This window comes from Rahnella sp. Larv3_ips (genome assembly GCF_003697865.1).
Taxonomy (GTDB): Bacteria; Pseudomonadota; Gammaproteobacteria; order Enterobacterales; family Enterobacteriaceae; genus Rahnella; species Rahnella rivi.
Genome location: NZ_MJIB01000021.1, coordinates 100,412 through 123,012, shown reverse-complemented (window position 1 = coordinate 123,012; position 22,601 = coordinate 100,412). Strand labels below are relative to the sequence as shown.

The 22,601-nt window shown below is 56.5% G+C and carries 16 protein-coding genes; 9 read left to right on the top strand and 7 right to left on the bottom strand.

The window, feature by feature from the left end; all coding sequences use genetic code 11:
- The first annotated feature begins 62 nt into the window (after positions 1-62).
- The 3 genes from ED901_RS20060 to ED901_RS20050 all read left to right on the top strand — a co-directional run bounded on the left by ED901_RS20060 (position 63) and on the right by ED901_RS20050 (position 3,477).
- The gene (locus ED901_RS20060; protein WP_240993992.1) at positions 63-1,853 is read left to right on the top strand and encodes an autotransporter outer membrane beta-barrel domain-containing protein; all 1,791 of its coding nucleotides are present in this window, start codon (positions 63-65) and stop codon (positions 1,851-1,853) included.
- 46 nt (positions 1,854-1,899) lie between these two features.
- On the top strand, positions 1,900-2,451 hold the full coding sequence (locus ED901_RS20055) for a hypothetical protein (RefSeq protein WP_162997917.1): 552 nt from the start codon (positions 1,900-1,902) through the stop codon (positions 2,449-2,451).
- A 309-nt stretch (positions 2,452-2,760) separates the two neighbouring features.
- On the top strand, positions 2,761-3,477 hold the full coding sequence (locus tag ED901_RS20050; RefSeq protein ID WP_122097031.1) for a hypothetical protein: 717 nt from the start codon (positions 2,761-2,763) through the stop codon (positions 3,475-3,477).
- 181 nt (positions 3,478-3,658) lie between these two features.
- Here the strand turns inward: ED901_RS20050 and ED901_RS20045 are convergent, their stop codons facing one another.
- Positions 3,659-4,126 carry an Lrp/AsnC family transcriptional regulator gene (locus ED901_RS20045; protein WP_122097030.1) on the bottom strand — a complete coding sequence of 156 codons (468 nt, stop codon included), beginning with the start codon at positions 4,124-4,126 and terminating at the stop codon, positions 3,659-3,661.
- A gap of 132 nt (positions 4,127-4,258) precedes the next feature.
- On the opposite strand from ED901_RS20045, the gene ED901_RS20040 reads away from it, so the two are divergent.
- Together ED901_RS20040 and ED901_RS20035 are read left to right on the top strand one after the other, a co-directional pair.
- Positions 4,259-4,675: a DUF2000 domain-containing protein gene (locus ED901_RS20040; protein ID WP_056782041.1), complete on the top strand. Its 417-nt coding sequence runs from the start codon at positions 4,259-4,261 to the stop codon at positions 4,673-4,675.
- A gap of 255 nt (positions 4,676-4,930) precedes the next feature.
- Positions 4,931-6,760, top strand: coding sequence for a methyl-accepting chemotaxis protein (locus ED901_RS20035; protein ID WP_122097029.1), 1,830 nt, complete (start codon positions 4,931-4,933; stop codon positions 6,758-6,760).
- Positions 6,761-6,822: 62 nt separating this feature from the next.
- On the opposite strand, the gene ED901_RS20030 is transcribed toward ED901_RS20035, so the two are convergent.
- The 4 genes from ED901_RS20030 to ED901_RS25165 form a co-directional block, all read right to left on the bottom strand.
- Positions 6,823-8,007 (bottom strand): sugar transporter, encoded by a 1,185-nt coding sequence (locus tag ED901_RS20030; RefSeq protein ID WP_056781892.1) that lies wholly within the window; start codon positions 8,005-8,007, stop codon positions 6,823-6,825.
- 188 nt (positions 8,008-8,195) lie between these two features.
- Positions 8,196-8,735, bottom strand: a complete 540-nt coding sequence (locus tag ED901_RS20025; protein ID WP_122097028.1) for a D-alanyl-D-alanine carboxypeptidase family protein — start codon at positions 8,733-8,735, stop codon at positions 8,196-8,198.
- The gene (locus ED901_RS20020) at positions 8,732-9,550 is read right to left on the bottom strand and encodes a gamma-glutamyl-gamma-aminobutyrate hydrolase family protein (protein WP_122097027.1); all 819 of its coding nucleotides are present in this window, start codon (positions 9,548-9,550) and stop codon (positions 8,732-8,734) included. The genes ED901_RS20025 and ED901_RS20020 overlap by 4 nt, the downstream gene beginning before the upstream one ends.
- Positions 9,551-9,634: 84 nt before the next feature.
- Positions 9,635-9,790: a hypothetical protein gene (locus tag ED901_RS25165; RefSeq protein WP_162997916.1), complete on the bottom strand. Its 156-nt coding sequence runs from the start codon at positions 9,788-9,790 to the stop codon at positions 9,635-9,637.
- 232 nt (positions 9,791-10,022) lie between these two features.
- Here ED901_RS25165 and ED901_RS20015 point away from each other — a divergent pair, with 232 nt between their 5' ends.
- The 4 genes from ED901_RS20015 (at position 10,023) to ED901_RS20000 (ending at position 19,096) form a co-directional block, all read left to right on the top strand.
- A complete protein-coding gene (locus tag ED901_RS20015) occupies positions 10,023-11,315 on the top strand; it encodes an MdtA/MuxA family multidrug efflux RND transporter periplasmic adaptor subunit (protein WP_056782040.1) in 1,293 nt (430 codons plus the stop codon).
- Positions 11,312-14,518, top strand: a complete 3,207-nt coding sequence (locus ED901_RS20010; RefSeq protein ID WP_122097026.1) for an efflux RND transporter permease subunit — start codon at positions 11,312-11,314, stop codon at positions 14,516-14,518. The genes ED901_RS20015 and ED901_RS20010 overlap by 4 nt, the downstream gene beginning before the upstream one ends.
- Complete coding sequence (locus ED901_RS20005; RefSeq protein ID WP_056781883.1) at positions 14,518-17,643, top strand: efflux RND transporter permease subunit; 3,126 nt, start codon at positions 14,518-14,520, stop codon at positions 17,641-17,643. The genes ED901_RS20010 and ED901_RS20005 overlap by 1 nt, the downstream gene beginning before the upstream one ends.
- A 70-nt stretch (positions 17,644-17,713) precedes the next feature.
- A complete protein-coding gene (locus tag ED901_RS20000) occupies positions 17,714-19,096 on the top strand; it encodes an efflux transporter outer membrane subunit (protein ID WP_205965136.1) in 1,383 nt (460 codons plus the stop codon).
- Positions 19,097-19,280: 184 nt separating this feature from the next.
- Here the strand turns inward: ED901_RS20000 and ED901_RS19995 are convergent, their stop codons facing one another.
- On the bottom strand, positions 19,281-20,459 hold the full coding sequence (locus ED901_RS19995; protein WP_162997915.1) for a cytochrome c: 1,179 nt from the start codon (positions 20,457-20,459) through the stop codon (positions 19,281-19,283).
- Complete coding sequence (locus ED901_RS19990; protein ID WP_056781873.1) at positions 20,456-22,366, bottom strand: FAD/NAD(P)-binding protein; 1,911 nt, start codon at positions 22,364-22,366, stop codon at positions 20,456-20,458. Before ED901_RS19990 ends, ED901_RS19995 begins: the two co-directional genes overlap by 4 nt.
- Positions 22,367-22,601: the final 235 nt, after the last annotated feature.

The following is a 22,601-nucleotide window of genomic DNA, read 5'->3' as shown; positions in this document are numbered from 1 at the left end:
ACGTTGAGTGATCCGCACTACAAAACAAAGGAGCCAAAAGGCTCCTTTGTTACATCAGGACATTGTTCAGGCTTTCCGGCAGCGCAACCAATATCCTGTCGCTGAACGGTGCGCAGGGCGTGATGGCTAACAACATCACCGGCAGCGGCGATCTGCATAAAAACGGCGCGGGTCTGGTGGCGCTGACCAGGGCTTCTGCGCAGTACACCGGCCACACGGACATCACCGGCGGCGGCCTGCAACTGGGCGACAGCGCGACGAACGTCCTGCTCGCCTCGGATACCGTCAATGTGGCGCAGGGTGCCGCCTTCGGTGGCTTCGGCGGTACCGCCGGGGATGTGAACAACGCGGGCGCCTTCAGCCTGGGCGATCTCTCTTCCCCGCTGACAGGCGATCCTCAGACCTTCACGGTCGGCAACAACCTGACCAACAGCGGTTTCATCACTCTCAGCCAGCCGGGCACATCGACTGCGGGCAATATCCTGCAGGTGAAAGGCGACTACACCGGCAACGGCGGCACGCTGCGCCTCAACACTCAGCTGGGCGATGACGATTCTCTGACCGACAAAATGGTGATAGAGGGAAGCACGCGCGGAACAACAGCGGTGTCAGTGAGCAATGCGGGCGGCCACGGGGCCTCTGCGATTAACGGCATCGAAATCATCTCCGTGGGCGGCAGTTCTGACGGTGAGTTCACCAAACAGGGCCGCATTGTGGCGGGCGCTTACGACTACGATCTGGTGAAAAAAGGCGGTAACTGGTATCTGACCAACAACGGGGAAGTGCCGGATAACGCTGACAATGCCGCAGGCGGCGATACCCCGTTCAGCGGGGGCGACGCGGCAGATAACGCAGCAAGCCTTCAGCCGGCCGCGAATATCCGCCCGGAAGCCAAAGCCTACGCCAGCAATCTGGCCGCCGCCAACAACATGTTCAGCATGACGCTGCACGATCGTCTTGGCGAAACCCATTACGTCGATCCTTTCACCGGAGAGGAAAAAGTCACCAGCCTGTGGCTGCGCCAGGTCGGTGGGCATCAGCGATCCCACGACGACAGTGGCCAGAACAACACCCAGGCAAACCGTTATGTCGCGCAACTGGGCGGGGATATCGCTCAGTGGAGCCGCAGCGGCGAAGATCGTTATCACTTTGGGGTGATGGGCGGCTATGCCAGCCAGCACAGTAACACCCGAAACCATCGCACCGGTTACAGCGCGGATGGCTCGGTTCACGGCTACAGCGCGGGTATCTACGGCACCTGGTTTGAAAACAACGACGAGAAGACCGGTGGCTATGTCGACAGCTGGGCGTTGTACAACCGGTTTGATAATGGCGTATCGACGAAAGACGTCGGTTCGGAAAGCTACCGCTCCGGCGGTGTTACGGCGTCCGTCGAGAGCGGTTACACCTGGAAAACCGGTGAAAAGAACGACCACGAAAGCTACTACTTACAGCCGCAGGCACAACTGACGTGGATGGGAGTGAAAGCAGACGATCATCAGGAAGCCAACGGCACCCACGTGCAATCAACCGGCGACGGTAATCTCCAGCTTCGTCTGGGTATGCGTGCCTTTATCAAAAGCATGGATGCAAAGAGTCAGGACGGAAAGGATCGGGTCTTCGAGCCTTTTGTGGAAGTGAACTGGCTGCATAACACCCATGATTTTGGCGCAAGCCTCGACGGCGTGAACGTGAAAGAGGCGGGCGCGCGTAACGTCGGTGAGCTCAAAACCGGTGTGGAAGCAAAACTGAACGACACCGTGAATTTGTGGGTGGATGTGGCCCAGCAGATCGGTGACGAAGGCTACAGCGACACGCGGGCCATCGTCGGTGTTAAAGCCAACTTTAAATAATGTGTGCCCTTCAATTTCAGCGAAGGGTGAATCTGAGAATACAAAAATGAAACAACAAACGTTACTGATTATCGCTGCCACCCTCGCGGTCAGCAGCCTGGCGGGATGCGATCAAAAAGAGGCACCTGCCAACGATATTGCCGTGGTGAATATTGCGCAGGTCCTGAGGGATTCCCAGGCAGGCAAACAGGAAGCCGAACATGATAAGCAGGTGCAGGCATTGCTGCTTAACGTGTATGACGATGCCAGTTCAAAATATGCGCGCCTTCCCGCTGCCGGGCAGCAAAAAAGTCGGGATGCCGATGCCGATACGCTGAACAACCAGTGGCGGGCTGAAAAGAATGCGGCACGACAGGTCAGCCTGAACGCCATAACCAAGGTGGTCGATGCCTACAGACAGGAGAAAAAACTGCGGCTGGTGATTGACAGCCAGACGGTGATCTCCCGGGATGATAACGCGGACATCACGGCAGAGATCATTTCCCGCCTTGATCAAACCGAAGTGGATTACGGGCCGTTGCCGGTCATCTCGGTGAAAACCCCGGCGCAAGCACCGGTGAAACCGGAGACACCGAAAACACGCAAAACGCACAAATAACGGCCATTATCCTTTTCAGATAATTATCACGGGCACTGTTATAAATGCCGGAAAATTAACGCGTTCTTTTATTATTAAAAATAATCATCGTCTAAATGAATAACGAATTATTGAGTGGTCAGGATTATTATATATAATTCAGGCCATTTCTTTCGCAACGTGCCAATTAATTTGTATGAATATCAAATTATATATTCATCAAGTGTATTGTTGTTTTTCACAGGCGTGAATAACAGGCACGGCAGATAAACTTTCATTATGGTGAAACTTATAGCGGAGGATTATTAATAGTAAAAGGATTGAGTTGAAATGGATAAGAAGTTTGAAAAGGCGTTAATGCCTCATTTATTAGCCGCTGTGAAGTATGCACGTTCAAGATTACCCCTTAAGGCCACCAATAAAATTTACACCGATAAACGGATGGTGAGCCAGATGATGCCTAAAGATCCTAAGCGCTGGAGTTTGCATACGGCAGAAGCGGATGAAATAAGAAAGAAGAATATTAATGCCTTGCGCGCGCTGAAATTAGCGCCAAGGGAAACCGCGAACAAGCTTGAGCATGATTACATCAACAGAATCCCCCATGCCGGTAACTGCGGTGAAAACGCCATCCTTGCTTATTATTATCTGTTAGACAGGGTCCAGCGCCTGGACAGCGCTGCCAAAACAGAAGTGCAAATCATGAGGGTTTTCCTGGAACCGCCAGTCGATCATGCCTTCGTGCTGATTGGTACCCGGCCAGCAGGGCACTCCAGGCTGATACTGGAAAATACGCTGATCTGCGACCCCTGGACTAAAATTGTCTGCCGGCTGGAGGATTTCGACAAACTCTGGCGATTAAAAATGGAAAAGTGGTCATCCAGGGGATTAGCGGGACTTTGTCCTGGAGGATATTACAGTCACCACGGAGACAGTTGTTCTCTTAATACGGTAAGGGTAGGGAAATTACAGGTAGATCAGGAGCGGAATCAATCAAGATATTCCGCGGGGCAGCATTCACTGGTCGATGGTCAGTCTTTCCGCTAAATACATTATTATTATTTATCAGTTTATGGCTGTTTGAAAAATACCGGGCGATGGAATGGCATTAATAGATATTCACCCTGTGAATAATAATGGGGGCTGTTTTATTACTGTGCCGTGTTAATGCCCCCAGAGGTCCGTTATCCGCAATGGAAGCGCCGTGCTTCCATTGCGGGATATTTTTTCACAGCGGCAAGACATCCAGCGGTTTCACTTCCCTTAACACGAAGGATGTCTGCATTTCTTTAATCCCCGGTAAGCGCCGCACCACTTCCATCGCGAAAGTGGAAAAACTGTCGAGATCTTTTGCGACCACCTGCAACAGAAAATCGGCATCTCCGGCAATCGCATAGCAGGCAATCACCGACGGCAGCGCGCCGACCTGTTGCTCGAACCGCTGCGCATCTTCCTCACTGTGGCTGTCGATTTTTACCCGGATAAAGGCCAGCAGCCCGAGGCCGACGGCTTTACGGTCAATCTTTGCCTGATAACCGGCGATCACGCCGCTTTCTTCCAGTTGCTTCACGCGTCGCCAGCAGGGTGACGCGGCCATGCCGACTTTTTCTGCCAGCTCCTGATTGGTCATCCTCCCGCTTTGCTGAAGTTGTTTAAGAATGCGAAGGTCTGCCGGTAAAATTTCAAAGAGTGACATAATCTGCCTGTTATACGGTTATTCGGGAAAAAGTTAACCAGATTAGGGCATTTTCTGCCGATAAAAGAAAGCACCTTTCAGCGCCAGATCGTTATGCTTTGTGTTAACGCTGAAAACGAAAAGGGCTCAAAAATGACAGACACCATCCGGCTGGCGATTATCCTCAATCCTGAACTTCCGCCGGGATTACTGGCGAACACGGCGGGGGCAATCGGTATAGGGCTGGCTGCGAAATTCCCGATGCTGGCGGGCAATGCCCTGACGGATGCCAAGGGCGCGACCATCGATGTCAGCTCAAAATACCCGGTGCCGGTATTGCAGGGAACGCCGGATCACATTAAAGCGCTGATGTTTAAGGCGCTGGATGCGCAGGGTGAGCGCGGGGTGGTGGCCTTCCCGGCTTTTGCCAGGGCGCTGCATACCTTTGCCGACTACGAGAACCTTTTCCCGCTGCGCGATTTGCATGATGAAATCATCGACGGTTTAGGGCTGGTGGGGCCGGAAAAATGGATTAAATCCCTGACCGGAAATCTGAAACTGCTGCGCTAAACGGCGCGCCGCGAAAACCACTCCCCTCTGCTGACCCGTTATCGCGCGGGTCAGTCACATCAAAAATTCTTCCTTAAATTAAATCCTCTGCCTTTTACATGACACTTTCTCACCTGTTGCACTTTATATAGTTACATAAGGTGATATTTCTCCTAATCATTATAACGATCATTAATTAATTCTCCTTTCCTGCCGATAACGCAAAGGCATTGCGTAACACCTGCATATTTAAACAATAATGGAGAGTCATTTGTTATGAAAAGGTTACTAATTAGTTTTGAAAACGTCCGGGTAGGGAAGAAACTCGCACTGGGTTTCGGGCTGGTTTTGTTGCTCAGCGTCGCGGTCGCGGTGTGTGGCATTAAAAACCTTAATGATATCTCCGTTCGTGCGGAGAAAATCAGCCAGCTGAAAGCCATTACCGATCAGTTTGCTCTGGCAAGAGATGCGCGGATGCAGTACGTCAAAACGCATGACGAAAAGTTTATCGCCGCCAATGAAGAGAGCTTAAAACAGGTAGACGAAAAGATCGCCAGTTTGCAGACCTACCCGTGGCGTGGCGAACAGTTGCAGATGCTGCAAACGTTGCCGGGCGCGATGCAGGGTTATCGCGAAAAGCGTGCGGAAACGGTCAGCGAAACCCGCAAGCGTGAAAGCATTGTCGGGGCGCTGGTGCTGACCCGAGAAGAAGCTGACGTCACGCGTCTGGCGCAGTCTTACACTCAGGATCCTGCCACCGTGGGCACCGCCAATGCGCTGAATGAAATCAGTAAACACCTCACCGGGGTGGCCGTACGCGTCAAACTGCTTGAGTTGCAAAATACCGAAGAGGCCCAGCAGGCATTAGTCGGGTTCATCGCTGAATCGATTCAACTGATGGATGCCATCAAACCGCAACTCAGCGCGGCAGACGTGAATGCACTGACCGAGGTTGAGCGTTCAGTGACCGGTAAACAGGAAAGCGCGCAGGCGTATCTGGCGTCGTATCTTGCGGAAGAGCAGGCGACCAAAGAGCTGGCGAAATCGGGCGCGGTGCTGACGACGGCGAGCAGTTCGCTGTTTCAGGAAGAGCTGAAAGCCACGCATTCAGATATCAATCAGGCAATTTTATGGATGTCGCTGATCACTGTGGCTGCCATTTTGCTGAGCATGGCTACCGCGTTCATCATCACCCGTCAGATCACCACGCCGTTGTCCGCGACATTACGCGTGGCTCAGCAGATTGCCCGTGGCGATCTCAGAGCGGATCTGCATACATCGCGCCGCGATGAGCTGGGTGAGCTGATGCAGGCGGTGGGCGAGATGAACGACGATCTTCGCCGCATTATCGGGGATATTCGCAGCGGTGTGTCGCAGGTCAGCCATGCTTCGGCTGAAATCGCGGCGGGAAACAATGATTTGTCTGCGCGTACCGAAGAGCAGGCTGCGGCGCTGGAAGAAACGGCGGCCAGCATGGAGCAGTTAACCGCCACGGTGAAGCAGAACGTCGACAACATTCATCACTCCAGCCAGCTGGCGCGCGCCACGTCTGAAACGGCGAACAAGGGTGGCAAACTGGTTAATCATGTGGTGAAAACCATGAATGAGATCACCGCCAGTTCCGGCAAGATTGCGGAGATCACCACGGTTATCAACAGCATTGCCTTCCAGACCAACATTCTGGCGCTGAACGCCGCGGTAGAAGCGGCGCGTGCCGGTGAACAGGGGCGGGGTTTTGCGGTGGTTGCCAGCGAAGTGAGAAGCCTCGCGCAGCGCAGCGCACAGGCGGCGAAAGAGATTGATGAACTGATTGGCGAATCCGTCGAGCGCATCAGCGCCGGGTCTGAGCTGGTCGAGCAGGCCGGTGCCACCATGCATGACATCGTGACGTCTGTCGGCAATGTCACTGAAATCCTGAATGAAATTGCTCAGGCGTCGGATGAACAGAACCGGGGTATTTCGCAGGTGGGGGAAGCGATTGTCGAAATGGACAACGTGACTCAGCAAAACGCCGCGCTGGTGGAAGAGTCTTCTGCCGCAGCCAATGCCTTACGCGATCAGGCACAAAGCCTGGCGGGTTCCGTTTCACGTTTTGTCACTGAGTAATCACTGTGATGCTCACTGCGCCAGGGCGGCACAGTGAGCATTTTTACTTCAACGGCGGGCGATCAGCTGGTCGTTTTTAACTGCGGATAGCGCCGGAAAATCGTCAGGCACCAGACAAACGCGATACATCCCAGCACGCCACCGGCGTAACCGACGTTGCTCATTTCCAGATGCAAACTCACCTGATTGCCTAACAGCGCTCCCGCGCCGATGCCGATATTGTAGATACCCGACAGCAGGGACATCGACACGTCGGTGGCGTCGGACGCCAGCGCCAGTACGCGCACCTGCAAGGCCAGGCCGATAATCATCATGGCCAGCCCCCACACCACGCACAGCACAGAAATGCTGATCGGGTTCATCACCGCCACAAACAGCAGCAACATACTGAGCGTTACCATCAGGATCGGGCCGCTGAGCATCGCTGCCGGGAAGCGGTTGCCGAACATGCTGAAAATGATGCTGCCAAAGATACCCGCGCCACCAAAAATCAGCAGCAGGAAGGTGGTGAAGTTTTCACCCATATTGGCGACGGTCTGAATAAACGGCTCGATGTAGCTGTAGGCCGTGTAGTGAGCGGTCACTATCAATGCAGTCAGAACATACATGCCGACCAGCGCCGGGCGGCGGAACAGCATCGGCACACTTTTCAGTGAACCGGTATGTTCGCTTGGCAGCGGTGGCAGCAGTTTGATCAGGCAAATCAGCGTCAGCAACGCAACCACGCCGATGCTCATAAAGGTGGTACGCCAGCCGAGATACTGACCAATGATGCGCCCGAGCGGCAAGCCCAGCACCATCGCCAGCGCCGTACCGGTGGCTAACATACTGAGCGCCTGCGTTTTTTTACCCGGAGGGGCGACGCGAATGGCCAGCGAGGCGGTAATCGACCAGAAAATCGCGTGGGAAAGGGCGATACCGACGCGGGAGGCGACGAGGCTCCAGAAATCCCAGGCCACAACCGATAACACGTGGCTGACGATAAACAGGCTAAATATAAAGATCAGCAAGCGTTTACGCTCAACCTGCCGGGTCAGCAGCATCAGCGGCAGCGACATCAGCGCCACCACCCAGGCGTAGATAGTGAGCATCAGGCCGACCTGCGCCGTCTTCATATTGAAACTGGCGGCGATGTCGGAAAGTAATCCGACCGGCACAAATTCGGTGGTATTGAAGATAAAGGCGGCGATCGCCAGCATCACAACGCGAAGCCATGCTGTCCTGCGCGAAACGGTATCTGATTGCATTGAAATTGATAACTTATTAGAAGGTGTAAAGACCAGGCTCTCTGCAACAGGAAGCCTTTTGAACGCATAGTGTGTTTTATTTGTTCTAAAAATGGAACAGAAAACTGGCCTAACAGATAAATGTTTGAGTGACAATTTTCATGGCGGAAAGTGAGAGGCAGATCACCTGACGACGTAAAACAGCGCCATCAGGGGTGCCAGCACCAGTGCCAGGGTTCGCAGATGAATCCCCACGGATTATTCAGCGGGAAGGACATCACAAAACCGAAGCGGGCGGCATTGGCCTGTAACCAAACAAACGCGCCGGTTTCGCCAAACACGCCGGTCACTTCGTCGCAGCCGGGCGTATTGATGTCCACGGCGCGGCCGGTGTGATGCTCGCTGCATCCGGGCGGTGCCAGAGAAGTGAAGAAATCTTGCGGGGTAATGCCGGCTTGCTGTTTGGCGCGGATAAGCTCTGCCTGATACGCCAGGCTGCGGTACGCCGAGACCAGATAAATGCCCACGCCGTCAGCGGCTGCCTGCTGTTGCATGGCGCGCCATGCCTGAGCTGCGGGGGCGATCAGGCGGTAAACCTTACCGGTGTCCGCATTCATTTCTGCGTCCACCAGTAAGTGCTCACTTACCTCTTCGAAGTAGGGCAGCGTGCGGTGCGCGATCACCTGCGGGTCAATATTCAGGTCACGCAGCCTCTGCAGAGTCTGCGCTTTGAGCACCGCCTGATTCATGCCTCTTCTTTACCTTTGCGCGTCATGGCGTCGGTCATTGCCCGTGCAGAACTGCGCATGGAGTGTTTGTAGCGCGAGGCCGCCGACACCAGCGCCTTCAGCAATTGTGTATCCTGCTGATGTTGCTGATATTCAGGGTGCCACTGCACGCCGAGACAGAAATCATAGCCTTCGCATTCAATGCCTTCGATCACCCCGTCCGGCGCGTACGCGTTGACGATGCAGCCTGGCCCGACGGATTTCACGGCCTGATGATGCGAGCTGTTGACCTCATAATGTGTGCTTTCAACACAGCGGCTCAGCAGCGACCCTTCGGCGATCTGCACCGGATGACGGGCGCGTTTTTTGCCACCGGCATTTTCGGTGTCCACGGTGGTGCTGTGTTCAAGGGCGTCGGGGAGTGCGTCGGGAATGTGCTGATGCAGCGTACCGCCGGTTAATACGGCCAGCAGTTGCTGACCGCCGCAGATGCCCAGAAGGGGCAGATTGCGCTGCATGGCGCCTTTCACGATAGCTTGTTCGAACCGGGTGCGGGCCGGTTTCAGGCGCACCTGATCGCTGGTTTGCTGTTCGTTGAACAGCTCAGGGGGAACATCAAACGCGCCGCCGGTGACGACAATCCCGTCGCACAGCGCGAGATATTCATCCGCCAGATCGGCGTGATGTGGCAAGGCCAGCGGCACTGCGCCCAGCGCTGCCAGACTCTCCATGTAGTTCTGGCGCAGGGCGTACCACGGGAAATCGGCGTAACCACCGGCTTCCTCGCTGTCGAGTGTGACACCGATAACCGGTCTGGATTGAAATTTAGTATGCATGAGCTCCAGCCATGAGTATGAAGATGAATAACAACCAGAAAATTAACCATATCAAGGGGGGCGTAGCTCAAACAATATAAATTATCAATAGATGCAATTTTCAGGATTTAGCTCTGGTTTTTTAAACCCTTCGGGGGATATGAGGAGGTGTTTTTTGGGCCAAACCGGCGTTTTCCTGACAAAATTCCGGCCTTCGCTGACAGTTCCTGAAAATTTTCTGTCGTCTTCTTCAACATTCATTCTCATTTAGTCCTTAACATTACCTGCCTCAAAAGGATAAATTAGCAGGTATGATTCATCCGGTTGATTGAAATACTCATTCTTAATTACTCACAAAATCTTTACGTTGTCCTAAAAACAGCCAACCGCGTTTTTCAGGGATAATGGCTTTTTGACGAATAATAAAAAACTCTGGTTGAAGGTCATTTTTCAGCTGTTTTCTCCTCATCAATACTGCGAAATCAAGAAATTTATGCTGCCGACTGCCTCATCTCGTTCCAAAAAACGCACATTTGTGTGGGTTATCATTGCCATCATCGTTGCGGCGATCCTGGTCTGGTTCTTTGCTTTCCATCAGGGCTCCTCTGACCCGGCCGGGAAAAAAGGCGCGGGGCGTGGCGGTATGCGCGCCATGCGCGGCCAGATGATGATGGGCATGGACACGCCGGTGCAGGCGGGAAAAGCCACCCAGGCGGATGTGCCGGTCTATTTACGTGCGCTGGGTACGGTGGTGGCGAACGCCACGGTGACGGTCACCAGCCGGGTTGATGGTCAACTGATGAAGGTGTATTTCACCGAAGGGCAAAAAGTGGAGCAGGGGCAGTTGCTGGCGCAGATTGATCCGCGCAGCTATCAGGCGACCCTCGAGCAGTATCAGGGCTCGCTGGCGCAAAATCAGGCGCTGTCGAGAAGTGCCGAGCTGACGCTGGCGCGTTACCGCAAACTCTATGCGCAGGACTCCTTAGCCCGTCAGGATCTGGAAAGCCAGATTGCCACCGCCGGGCAGTACGCCGGGGCGATGAAAGCCGATCAGGCGCAAATTGACGCCGCCAAACTGAACCTCGAATTTGCCAAAATCACCGCGCCGGTCAGCGGCCACGTGGGCTTGCGTCTGGTCGATCCGGGCAACATGGTCACCAGCAGTTCCACCACCGGCATTGTGACGATCACCCAGACTCAGCCGATTGCCGTCACGTTCAGCGTGCCGCAGAGCAATCTGCAAACCCTGCTCAAAGCCTTACGCGGCGGCAATCAGTTGCCGACCACGGCCTTCAATCAGGACGGCAGCGAGGTGCTGGATCAGGGCAAACTGCAATTTATCAGTAACGAAATTGATTCCAGCACCGGCAGCATTAAGCTGAAAGCGCTGTTTAACAATGCGGATGAAAAACTGTATCCGAACCAGTTTGTGAACGCCCGCCTGCAGGTGTCCACGCTCAAAGACGCCACGGTGGTTCCTGCGGCGGCGGTGCAACTGAGCAGCGACGGCGATTTCGTTTACGTGATCAAAGCAGATAACACCATCGAACGGCGCGCTGTGAAATCCGGCCCGGACTTTGGTGACAATCAGGTCGCCATTTTATCTGGCGTGAAGCCGGGCGAGCAGGTGGTCACCACCGGGATTGACCGCCTGACCAACGGCGCGAAAGTGCAAATTGTGACCGCCAATACCGAAGACGCCGCCGCCGCCGGTTCGTCGAAAGCGCGCGAACAGGGCGCAGGCGTTGATAAAGCCACGACCGGTAAAGACAGCGGGCCGAAATGAATCCTTCACGCCTCTTTATCCAGCGGCCTGTTGCCACTATTCTGCTGATGGTCGCCGTGCTGTTGTCGGGCATTTTTGCCTACAACATGCTCTCGACCTCCGCGCTGCCGCAGGTTGATTACCCGACCATTCAGGTCACCACGCTTTATCCGGGCGCCAGCCCGGATGTGATGGCGTCCGGCATTACCGCGCCGCTGGAGCGTCAGCTCGGGCAGATGGCCGGGTTAAGCCAGATGTATTCCACCAGCGCCAGCGGCTCGTCGATCATCACGCTGAAGTTCTCGCTGGATCTGTCGCTCGACGTCGCCGAGCAGGAAGTGCAGGCCGCGATCAACGCCGCCGACAGCCTGCTGCCGAATGATTTACCGAATCCGCCAACCTATAAAAAGGTTAACCCGGCGGATGCGGCCGTGCTGACGCTGGCCGTGACCTCCGAATCACTGCCGCTGACCAAAGTGCAGGATCTGGTGAACACCCGCGTGGCGCTGAAATTGTCGCAAATCTCCGGCGTCGGCATGGTGACGCTGGCGGGCGGACATCAGCCTGCGATCCGCGTTCAGGTCGATCCGCGCAAGCTGGCCGCGCACAATCTGACGCTCGAAACCATTAACACGCTGATCGGCAACAGTAACGTCAACGGATCGAAAGGCGGTTTCGACGGCCCGCATCACTCGATCACCATTGATGCCAACGATCAGCTGCGTACGGCGGCGGAATACGCCAACCTGATTGTCACTTACGAAAACGGCGCAGCGCTGCGGTTACGTGATATCGCCACGCTGTCCGAAGCCCCGGAAAACCAGTATTTGTCGGCGTGGGCCAATAAAGAACCGGCGATCATTATCAGCGTTCAGCGCCAGCCGGGTGCCAACGTGATCCAGGTCGTGGATGCCATTAAGACCCAGTTGCCGAAGTTGCAGGCCGCGCTGCCGGAATCGGTCAAAGTCAGTATTCTCTCAGACCGTACCCAGACCATTCGCGCCTCGATAAGTGACGTGCAGTTCGAGCTGCTGCTGTCGATCGCGCTGGTGGTGATGGTCACTTTCCTGTTCCTGCGCAACGTCGCGGCGACGCTTATCCCAAGCGTGGCGGTGCCGCTGTCGCTTATCGGCACGTTCGGCGTGATGTATCTGTGTGGTTTCAGTCTGAACAACCTTTCGCTGATGGCGCTGACCATCGCCACCGGCTTTGTTATTGATGACGCCATTGTGGTGGTGGAAAACATTTCGCGACGGCTGGAAGAGGGGGAAACCCCGATGCAGGCGGCGCTGAAAGGCTCGAAGCAAATCGGTTTCACCATTATTTCCCTGACGTTCTCCCTGATCGCGGTGCTTATCCCGCTGCTGTTTATGGGCGACGTGGTCGGGCGTTTATTCCGCGAGTTTGCCATTACTCTGGCGGTGTCGATATTGGTGTCGATGGTCGTCTCGCTGACGCTCACCCCGATGCTGTGCGCCTATTTGCTGCGCCACACGCCGGAAGAAAAACAGAGCAAGTTCTACCGTAAAGGCGGTGAGTTCTTCGACAAAATGATCGCCGGTTATGACCGGATGCTGATCGTGGTGCTCAATCACCAGCGGATCACGTTACTGGTCGCCGCCGCCACGTTGGTGTTCACCGCGCTGCTGTATGTGATTGTGCCGAAAGGCTTCTTCCCGTCGCAGGACACCGGGATGATCCAGGGCATCACCCAGGCGTCGCAGGATGTTTCCTTCAGTGAAATGGGGCGTCGTCAGCAACTGCTCGCTGCCGCCATTTTGAAAGATCCGGACGTGGAAAGCGTTGCATCCACCATCGGCGTGGACGGCAATAACACCAGCCTGAACAGTGGCCGTTTGCAGATCAGCCTGAAATCTTTTGACCAGCGCAGCGAACGTGCGCCAGCGATTATCGCGCGTCTGCGGCAGGAAACCGCCGGTGTGCCGGGCATCGATCTGTATCTGCAAGCCTCGCAGGATCTGACGGTTGACGATCAGGTGACGCCGAGCCAGTACCAGTTCACGCTGGATGATTCCGACAGCGAAAATCTGGTGGAATGGACGCCGAAACTGCTGAAAAAACTCAGTCAGCAACCGGAGTTCAGCGACGCGGTCAGCAACCTGCAAAATCAGGGGCAGATCGCCTACGTCGAGCTGGATCGCGATGCCGCCGCCCGTTACGGCATCACCGCGTCGGACGTCGATACCGCGTTGTACAACGCGTTCGGCCAGCGTCTGGTGTCTACCATCTTTACCCAGGCGAACCAGTACCGCGTGGTGCTGGAAGTGGCGCCGCAGTTCCAGCAGTCTCCGGCCTCGTTTGATGACATCTATCTGGCGAGCAACGTCAGCACCTCGGCGGGAAGCACGGCGACCACCAACAGCAACGCCGCGTCCTCAACGACTACGGCGTCCGGCAGTTCAACCACCTCCACCAGCACCAGCAGTTCAACCAACGGCATGGTCAAACTGACGTCGATCGCCAAAATCCACATGCGCACCGGCGCGCTGTTGCAGGCACGCCTGAATCAGTTCCCGGCGGTGACCGTGTCGTTTAACCTCAATGACGGCTATTCGCTGGAGCAGGCGCAACAGGCGATCAAAACCACCGTGGCGGATATCGCCATGCCAGACAGTATTACGTTGCGCTATCAGGGGGCGGCGGCCTCGTTTGAAAGCGCCACCGGCAATACGCTGTGGCTGATCCTCGCCGCGCTGATGACCATGTACGTGGTGCTCGGCATTCTGTATGAGAGTTTTATTCATCCGGTGACCATTCTCTCCACGCTGCCTTCAGCGGCGGTGGGCGCGCTGCTGTCACTGATCTTTGCCGGAACGGAGTTCAGCCTGATCGCCCTGATCGGGGTGATCCTGCTGATCGGCATCGTGAAAAAGAACGCCATTATGATGATCGACTTTGCGCTGGAAGCGGAGAACAAGCAGGGATTATCGCCGCGTGAGGCGATCCACCAGGCCTGTTTACTGCGTTTTCGACCGATCATGATGACCACCATGGCGGCGCTGCTCGGTGCATTGCCGCTGATGCTGGCGAGCGGATCCGGCGCTGAACTGCGCCAGCCGCTGGGGCTGGTGATCGTCGGGGGGCTTATCTTCAGCCAGATCCTGACGCTGTTCTCCACGCCGGTGATTTATCTGATGTTCGATAATCTGTCGCACCGCTTTAATCCGCGCCACCGTCGGGCTGCGCAGCGGACGGAGCACTGATGAACATCTCGCGTTTCTTCATTTTGCGTCCGGTGGCGACCCTGCTTCTGACGCTGGCTGTCCTGCTGCTCGGTTTGCTCGGTTACCGTTTGCTGCCGGTCGCACCGCTGCCGCAGGTGGATTTCCCGACCATTCTGGTCAGTGCCAGCCTGCCGGGGGCCAGCCCTGAAACCATGGCGGCAACCGTCGCCACGCCGCTGGAAAGGGCGCTCGGGCAAATCGCCGGGGTGAGCGAAATGACCTCGCGCAGCTCGCAAAGCTCCACCAGCGTTATTTTGCAATTCGATTTAGATCGCGACATCAACGGCGCGGCGCGCGACGTGCAGGCGGCGATCAACGCGTCCCGCGCGCTGCTGCCGAGCAGCATGCCGTCGCTGCCGACCTACCGTAAAGCTAACCCGTCGGATGCGCCGATCATCATGCTGGCGCTGACGTCTGCTACCCGCAGCAAAGGCGAACTCTACGACATCGCTTCCAGCCAGCTGCAACAGAAAATCGCGCAGGTAAACGGCGTCGGGCAGGTTTCTCTGGTCGGCTCGGCATTGCCGGGCGTGCGCATTGATTTACGCCCGGAAGCCGTCACCTCCTACGGCATTTCTCTCGACACCATCCGTTCGGCGATCGCCAACAGCACCAGCAACCTGCCGAAAGGCTTACTGCAAGGCTCGAACCAGTCGTGGATGATTGAAGGCAACGGCCAGCAAAGCACCGCGGCGCAGTATAAAACGCTGATCATCACCTACATCAACGGGGCGGCGATCCGTCTCAGCGACGTGGCCAACGTTTACGATTCGGTGGAAGACAAATACAACGTCGGCTATTACAACAGCACGCCGTCGGTGATGATTGGTGTGACCCGTCAGGCTGGCGCCAACATGCTGGAAACCATCGAGGCGATTAAAGCGGCACTGCCGCTGATGAAAGAAAGTCTGCCGGGCGATGTGCAGCTCAACCTGGCGCTCGACCGCTCGCCGAACGTGTCGGCCTCCCTGCGTGATACTGAAATGACCCTGCTGGAAGCCACGCTGCTGGTGATCGCGGTGGTGTTTGTGTTCCTGCGTAACTGGCGCGCGGTGCTGATCCCCGCGCTGGCGCTGCCGGTTTCGTTGATCGGCACCTGCGCGGTGATGTATTTGCTCGGCTACAGCCTGGATAACCTCTCGCTGATGGCGCTGATTATCGCCACCGGTTTTGTGGTCGATGACGCCATTGTGGTACTCGAAAACATCACGCGGCACATCGAAGAAGGCATGGGGCCGGTGCGTGCGGCGATCAAAGGCGCGCAGGAAGTCAGTTTCACCGTGCTGTCGATGACGCTGTCGCTTATCGCCGTCTTTATTCCGATCCTGCTGATGGGCAGCATCGTCGGGCGTCTGTTCCGCGAATTCGCGGTGACGCTCAGCGTGTCGCTGATTATCTCCATGCTGGTGTCACTCAGCCTGACGCCTATGCTGTGCGCACGTTTCCTGAAACGTAAACCGCCGGTGGAAAAACGTCAGCCACGTATTTACCGCATGATCGAACGCGGGCTGAATAATCTGCTGGCTGCCTATTCGGCAGCGCTCGGCTGGATAATGCGCCATCAGCTGATCACGCTGGTCGGGCTGTTCCTGACCGTGCTGCTCAACTTTTATCTCTACACCGTGGTGGAAAAGGGCTTCTTCCCGGATCAGGACACCGGCATGCTGATGGGGATGCTGCGTGCGGATCAGAACACGTCGTTCCAGTCGATCCAGCCGCAGGTGCTGAAATACAGCAAGATCATTCAGGATGATCCGGCGGTCGAGGCGGTGATGAGCTCGGCGGGCAGCGGCGGATTTGGATCGCGTAATACCGCGACCTTCTTCGTGCGCCTGAAGGATTTCGACAAGCGCACCGCCAACGCCAATCAGGTCGCCAACCGTCTGATGATGGCGACGGCCAAAGTGCCGGGCTCGCAGCTGTTCCTGATGGCTGCACAGGATTTGCATATCGGCGGGCGCAGCGCGAATGCCCAATATCAGTACAGCTTACAGGCGGACGATCTTTCCCTGTTGCGCGAATGGGCGCCGAAAGTGAAAGCCGCGCTGGCCGCTTTACCGGAGCTGACCGGCGTGGATTCCGATTCGCAGACCGGCGGGCAGGAAGTGATGCTTAACATCGATCGCGATCGCGCCACGCAGCTTGGCGTGAACGTTAAAATGATCGACACGCTGCTCAATAATGCCTTCAGCCAGCGGCAGATCGCGACGATCTACAAAACGCTGAACCAGTATCACGTGGTGATGAATCTGACCTCGGATTACACCGGCAATCCCGATGTGCTTAATCAGCTCTATGTGGTGACCGATGCCGGTAAGCAGATCCCGCTTTCGGCGTTTACCTCTTTCAGCGGTGCCAACGCGCCGCTGTCGGTGGCGCATCAGGGACAAACGGCGACCACCACCATCGCCTTCAATCTGGCCGATGGTTACGCGCTGGAACAGGCACAGGCCGCGCTGAAAACCGCGATGGCGAAAATCGGTCTACCGGACACCATTCAGGGCAGTTATGCCGGTACCGCGCAGGCATTTGAAGCCCTGAGTAAATCGATGCCGTGGCTGATCCTCGCCGCGCTGGCCGCCGTGTATATCGTGCTCGGCGTGCTCTATGAAAGCTATATTCACCCGCTGACCATTCTCTCCACGCTGCCGTCTGCCGGGCTGGGGGCGCTGCTGCTGATGCTGATGACCGGCACGCAGCTGACGGTGATCGCCCTGATCGGGATCCTGCTGTTGATCGGCATTGTGAAGAAGAATGCGATCATGATGATCGACTTTGCCCTCGACGCCGAACGACGGCTCGGCCTCACGCCGCAGCAGGCGATCACTCAGGCCTGTCTGATGCGTTTTCGCCCGATCCTGATGACCACGCTGGCCGCGTTCTTTGGTGCGCTGCCACTGGCGCTCGGCAGCGGCGGTGATGCCGATCTGCGCAGCCCGCTGGGGCTGGCGATCGCGGGCGGGCTGGCACTGAGCCAGATCCTGACGTTATTCACCACGCCGGTGGTCTATCTGTATATGGATCGCGCCAGCCGCGCCACGCACCGTTTATGGGCTCGCCTGCGCCCGCACACAACGCCGCCGGAGGCCCGTTCACATGACTGAACATCACTCCCTTAACGTTAAAACGAATAACCCTGAAGCGAATCTGATGACTCTGCAAAAACCACGTTCTATGGCGTTCCGTCTTGTTCCACTGGCGCTGGCGATACTTGTCAGCGCCTGTACCGTCGGGCCGGATTACCAGCGGCCAGACGTTGCGATGCCCACGGCGTTTAAAGAAGCGAAAGGCTGGACGGCGGCGATCCCGAAAGATAACCAGAGCAAAGGCGACTGGTGGACGGTCTATCAGGATCCTGAGCTGTCGTCATTACTGAGCCAGGTACAGATTTCCAACCAGAACGTGGCGCAGTACGCTGCGCAGTACCGTCAGGCGCAGGCGTTAGTCACCCAGGCGCGTTCAGATCTCTATCCGTCGGTAGACGCCAGCGCAGGCAGCACCCGCAGCGGAACCTCTTCGTCCGTCACCAAAAAACAGTCGGCAGAACTGAGCGCCAGCTGGGAACTGGATTTGTGGGGCAAGCTGCGCCGCTCAGCGGAAGAACAGGATGCCAGCGCGCAGGCCAGTAAGGCCGATCTGGCCGATGCCACGCTCAGCGCGCAGTCCGAACTGGCGCAGGATTACTTCCAGCTGCGCGTGATGGATCAGCAAATCGCGCTGTACCAGCGCAGCATCGACGCCTATCAGCGTTACCTGACGGTGATTCAGAATCAATATGCCGGTGGCAACACCTCACGGGCCACGCTGGCACAGGCGCAAACGCAACTGGAAAGCACCAAAGCCTCGGCGCTCGACCTGCAATGGCAACGTGCCCAGCTGGAACACGCCATCGCCGTGCTGATCGGAAAACCGCCTGCGCAGTTCAGCCTCGCCGCGCGCGACGTCAAACTGACGCTGCCGCAGGTGCCTGATGCGCTGCCTTCGCAACTGTTGCAACGCCGCCCGGATATTGCTGCCGCCGAGCGCACCATGGCCTCGTCCAATGCCGCGGTCGGTGTCGCCACCGCCGCGTATTACCCGGATCTGACGTTAAGCGCCAGCGGCGGGTTCGCCAGCTCCGCGTTCCACAACCTGTTCTCCCTGCCAAACCGCGTCTGGTCTTTGGGCCCTGAACTGAGCCAGACCGTACTGGATTTCGGTTCCACCCGTGGCAAAGTTGCCCAGGCCGAAGCCGCGTATGACGCCGACGTGGCCGGTTATCGCCAGAGTGTGTTATCCGCGATGCAGGAAGTGGAAGATTATCTGGTGGAACTGCATACGCTGGATAACGAACTGATTGCCCGCCAGAACGCCGCCGATTCCGCCAAAGAATCCGCCCGCGTCACCTACAACCAGTATGAAGCCGGGATGATCGATTATCTCGACGTCGCCAGCACCGAAAACACCAGCCTGACTCAGCAGCAAAGCGTTTTATCGCTGGTCAGCACACAGATGGTCACCAGCGTGAAGCTGATCGCCGCCCTGGGCGGTGGATGGAACGGAGATGTGGGGAAATAGGAGAGGTTGAATTATCTCTGCATCACAGGCTGATTTATCAGGTTTCTGAGCAGAGACGTTCTCTTATTAAAGACACGGAAAACTGTGATGTGGGCGGGACAATGAATAAGCGAAACCTGTGTGGATGAAAAACAGATAGACGAATGCGCTAAAAAGCTCCTTCCTTCAGAAGGAGCTTTTCCAGTTACTTCCCAGCTTTACGCGCCTTAGCCACATCACCGGCGGTCACTTCGCTGGCCTGATTTCCCCAGCTGGCGCGCAGGGTGTTGGTTAACTCTGCGGTCTGCTGGTCGGTCAGCGTCCAGCCGTAGCCTGGCATGGTGTTGGACATGTGCGCGGCGGTAACCGGTGTCTGGCCGCCGTTCAAAATCACACGCAACAGGGTTTGCGGATTATCCGCGTTTACCGTCAGATTGCCCGCCAGCGCCGGAATCGCAGAGGCATTCCCGTCGCCCTTCACGCCGTGACAGGTCGAGCAATAACGCATAAACGTCTGCTGCCCGCCGGAAGTGACTGCCGCCAGTTTCCCCGGTTTCTCCTGTGCATCGGGCTTCAGGCTCAGCAAATACACCGCCATGCTGTTGAGATCTTCCTCCGTCATAAACTGTGTGCTGTTGGTGATCACCTCGCCCATCGGCCCGCTGACGGCGTCATGCGCGTTGCGACCGGTTTTCAGCAAGGTCACCAGCTCCGGCTGGCTGACCTTCAGGCCGCGCAATGAAGGGGCGGACCAGCCATCCAGTTCGCCGCCGCTGAGAAAAGCGGTGCTTTGCTGATCGACGGCTTTTTCCTGCTGCGCCCAGCCGCGCGGCGTGTGGCAGGCTCCGCAGTGTCCGGCGCCCTGTACCAGATAGGCGCCCCGGTTCCATTGCGCGCTCTGATCGGCCTGAGGTTTATATTCGCCTTCTTCCAGAAAAATGCTGTTCCATACGTGTAGCGGCCAGCGGATCGACATCGGCCAGCTGATGTCGTTATCGCGATTGGCAACCGCCTGCGGCTTCACCTCTTTCATCAGGTAGTCATACAGCGCGCGCATATCCTTGTCGCTCATTTTGACGTAAGAGGTGTATGGCATTGCCGGGTACAGCGGGTGACCGTCTTTGGCAATCCCCTCGCGCATCGCTTTGTCGAACGCTTCAAAGCTGTAGCCGCCGATGCCATTTTTCACATCCGGGGTGATATTGGTTGAGTAAATCTCTCCCAGCGGCGTCGCGAAACGCACGCCACCGGCGAGATCCGCGCCCTGCGACGAGGTGTGGCAGGCCGCACAATCGGCTGATTTAGCAACATATTCTCCCTCGGACATCGCCATGGCAGAGCCCGCCGTTGCCATCAGTGTGGCGAAAATCATCAGCTGTTTCATGCATTCACCTTTTTCATCGCCGTCAGTTCGTTCACTGCGCGCCACGCCTGGTCTACCGCCGAGTTGGCGTACGGGCTCCAGTCGGAATCTGAGTTGGCAATGGTGATACGCCCGACCGGCTGACGGGCGAGCTGGATGGTTTTCTGCGACTGTTCTTCGTCATCGAACATTCCGCTGAGGAAGTAGGAATAGCCGTGCGACCAGCGGTTCACGGTGATCGCCATGATATCGCGCTGATGGTCAAAACCGGCTTCACCCAACATGCCCTGTAACTGATCGCGGATCATTTTTTCGTGCGCGTCGAAGGAGGTGCCGAGTAACAGCGCACGACCTTTGCGTGACTGCTCGCGCGGGCTGAGGCCGCTGCCGGGCAGCGTGGGCACATACACCATGTGCAGGCCAATGGGCTGATTCGGGTCGCGCGGATGCTGATAACCGCCCATGTCCACCGGGTAATCGAGCTTCACGCGGCTGTATGGCGCACCGGGGGAGTAAATTTCGTGGACGCCCAGTTTGATAAACGGCTGCCAGTTGCGGATCACCACTTTGGTGTACACCAGCGGCGCTTTAACATTCTCTTTCAGCGCGGCTTTTTGCGCGTCGGCAATTTCCGGGACCAGATACGGGATCATCATATTGTACCCGGCCATCACCGCCTGACCGGCACGGACACGGTGCAGCTGCGAGCCGGTCATGTAGGTCACGTCCACCGCCGGTTTGCCTTCATGCTCAACGTTGGCGACGTGCATACCTGTGCTGTTCAGCCGCAGGCGCACCGGTTGCCCGTCGCGATCCAGCTGGCTGTAATCGAATTTCGCCAGCACGATATCTTCCATGGTATTGCCCGGCGCGACCTGTGGGATCAGGTGACGCACCATCAGGCGCGCTAACCCGGCGTTGCCGTCCGGGAAGTGGAAAATGTACGGCTGATCGAGATCTTCCAGCGATTCGGCATCCAGCGGCGGCAATCCCATACTTTCCAGCCCCGGCAGGGCGCAGATGCGGGCATCACTGCACGAGGTGGCATCAATGCCCACCGCCTGAAAATCATTAGTGCGCTGTTGAAAATAGCGGATCGCCATTTCGCTCAGCCCGACTTTCTCGCGCAGGAACTGCGTGTAGCTGTGGCCGTCCACCCACGCGACTTTCTCTTCCTGACTCATCCCCTGCAGATAATCTTTGGGTTCGGTATGCAGGGCGATCAGGGCCGCACGGTCGGATTCGGGCAGCGGAAAATCGCTGATGAAATCGCGGATATCGCGCCCGTTGAGGCGATCTGGCGGAATGTCATCGGCCACCGCCCGGCCAGGGTCACCGCTGACAATTTTATCGACGCCGAAGTTTTTGCGGTCAAAGTACACGCCACGGCTGAGATGCAGATCCGGGTAAAACGTGGTGTCGAAGTCTTTCGCCATGGTTTCAATATCGACATTGAGCGTTTTCAGCAGACCCATCGCCACCGGGCTGAAGTTGGTGCGTGGCGACTGGAAGGATTCACTGCCGCCATAGCCGAGCAGGGTTTTGTCTTCGACATGGAATTCATTACGCTTGGCGTGCCCGCCAAAATCATCATGGTTATCCAGCAACAAAATGCGCTGCTGCTTTCCGTGTTTTTCCTGCCAGAAACACGCGGCCGCCAGACCGCTGATCCCGGCACCGACGATGACCAGATCGAATTCATCTTCCACCGGTAAACTTGAGGGATCGACCTTTTTGCCTTCGCGCCCGAGAATGTGCGCCGCCTCGTAAGAACCCTGATGATTCCCGCGTAACCCGGTCAGGGAAGGCGGGTAATACAACGTCTGAGCCGCCGTTTGCGGCGACGCCTTCAGCGCCTCAAACGGAGTCATTCCGGCAGTGACTGTGATCGCCACACCGTTTAAAAAATCACGACGAGTGATACCCATATTGTTTCCTTAAAATGTACTTCATCAACCCGCACGGAAGCCGCGCGGCAAAGGTCATGCGCTTAAAAATGTCTCAATGTTTTAACAATTTTAACATAAAGAGCGACTTACGAAGAGTGATGGCGGGCGCAAAATAATCAGGATGAGATTTTGACGAGCACAAAGGCAGACGGGGGACCAATAAGAGCAGCTCCGGCGAGCCTTCTTAATTAACAAACAGATTTACAACCGTTGT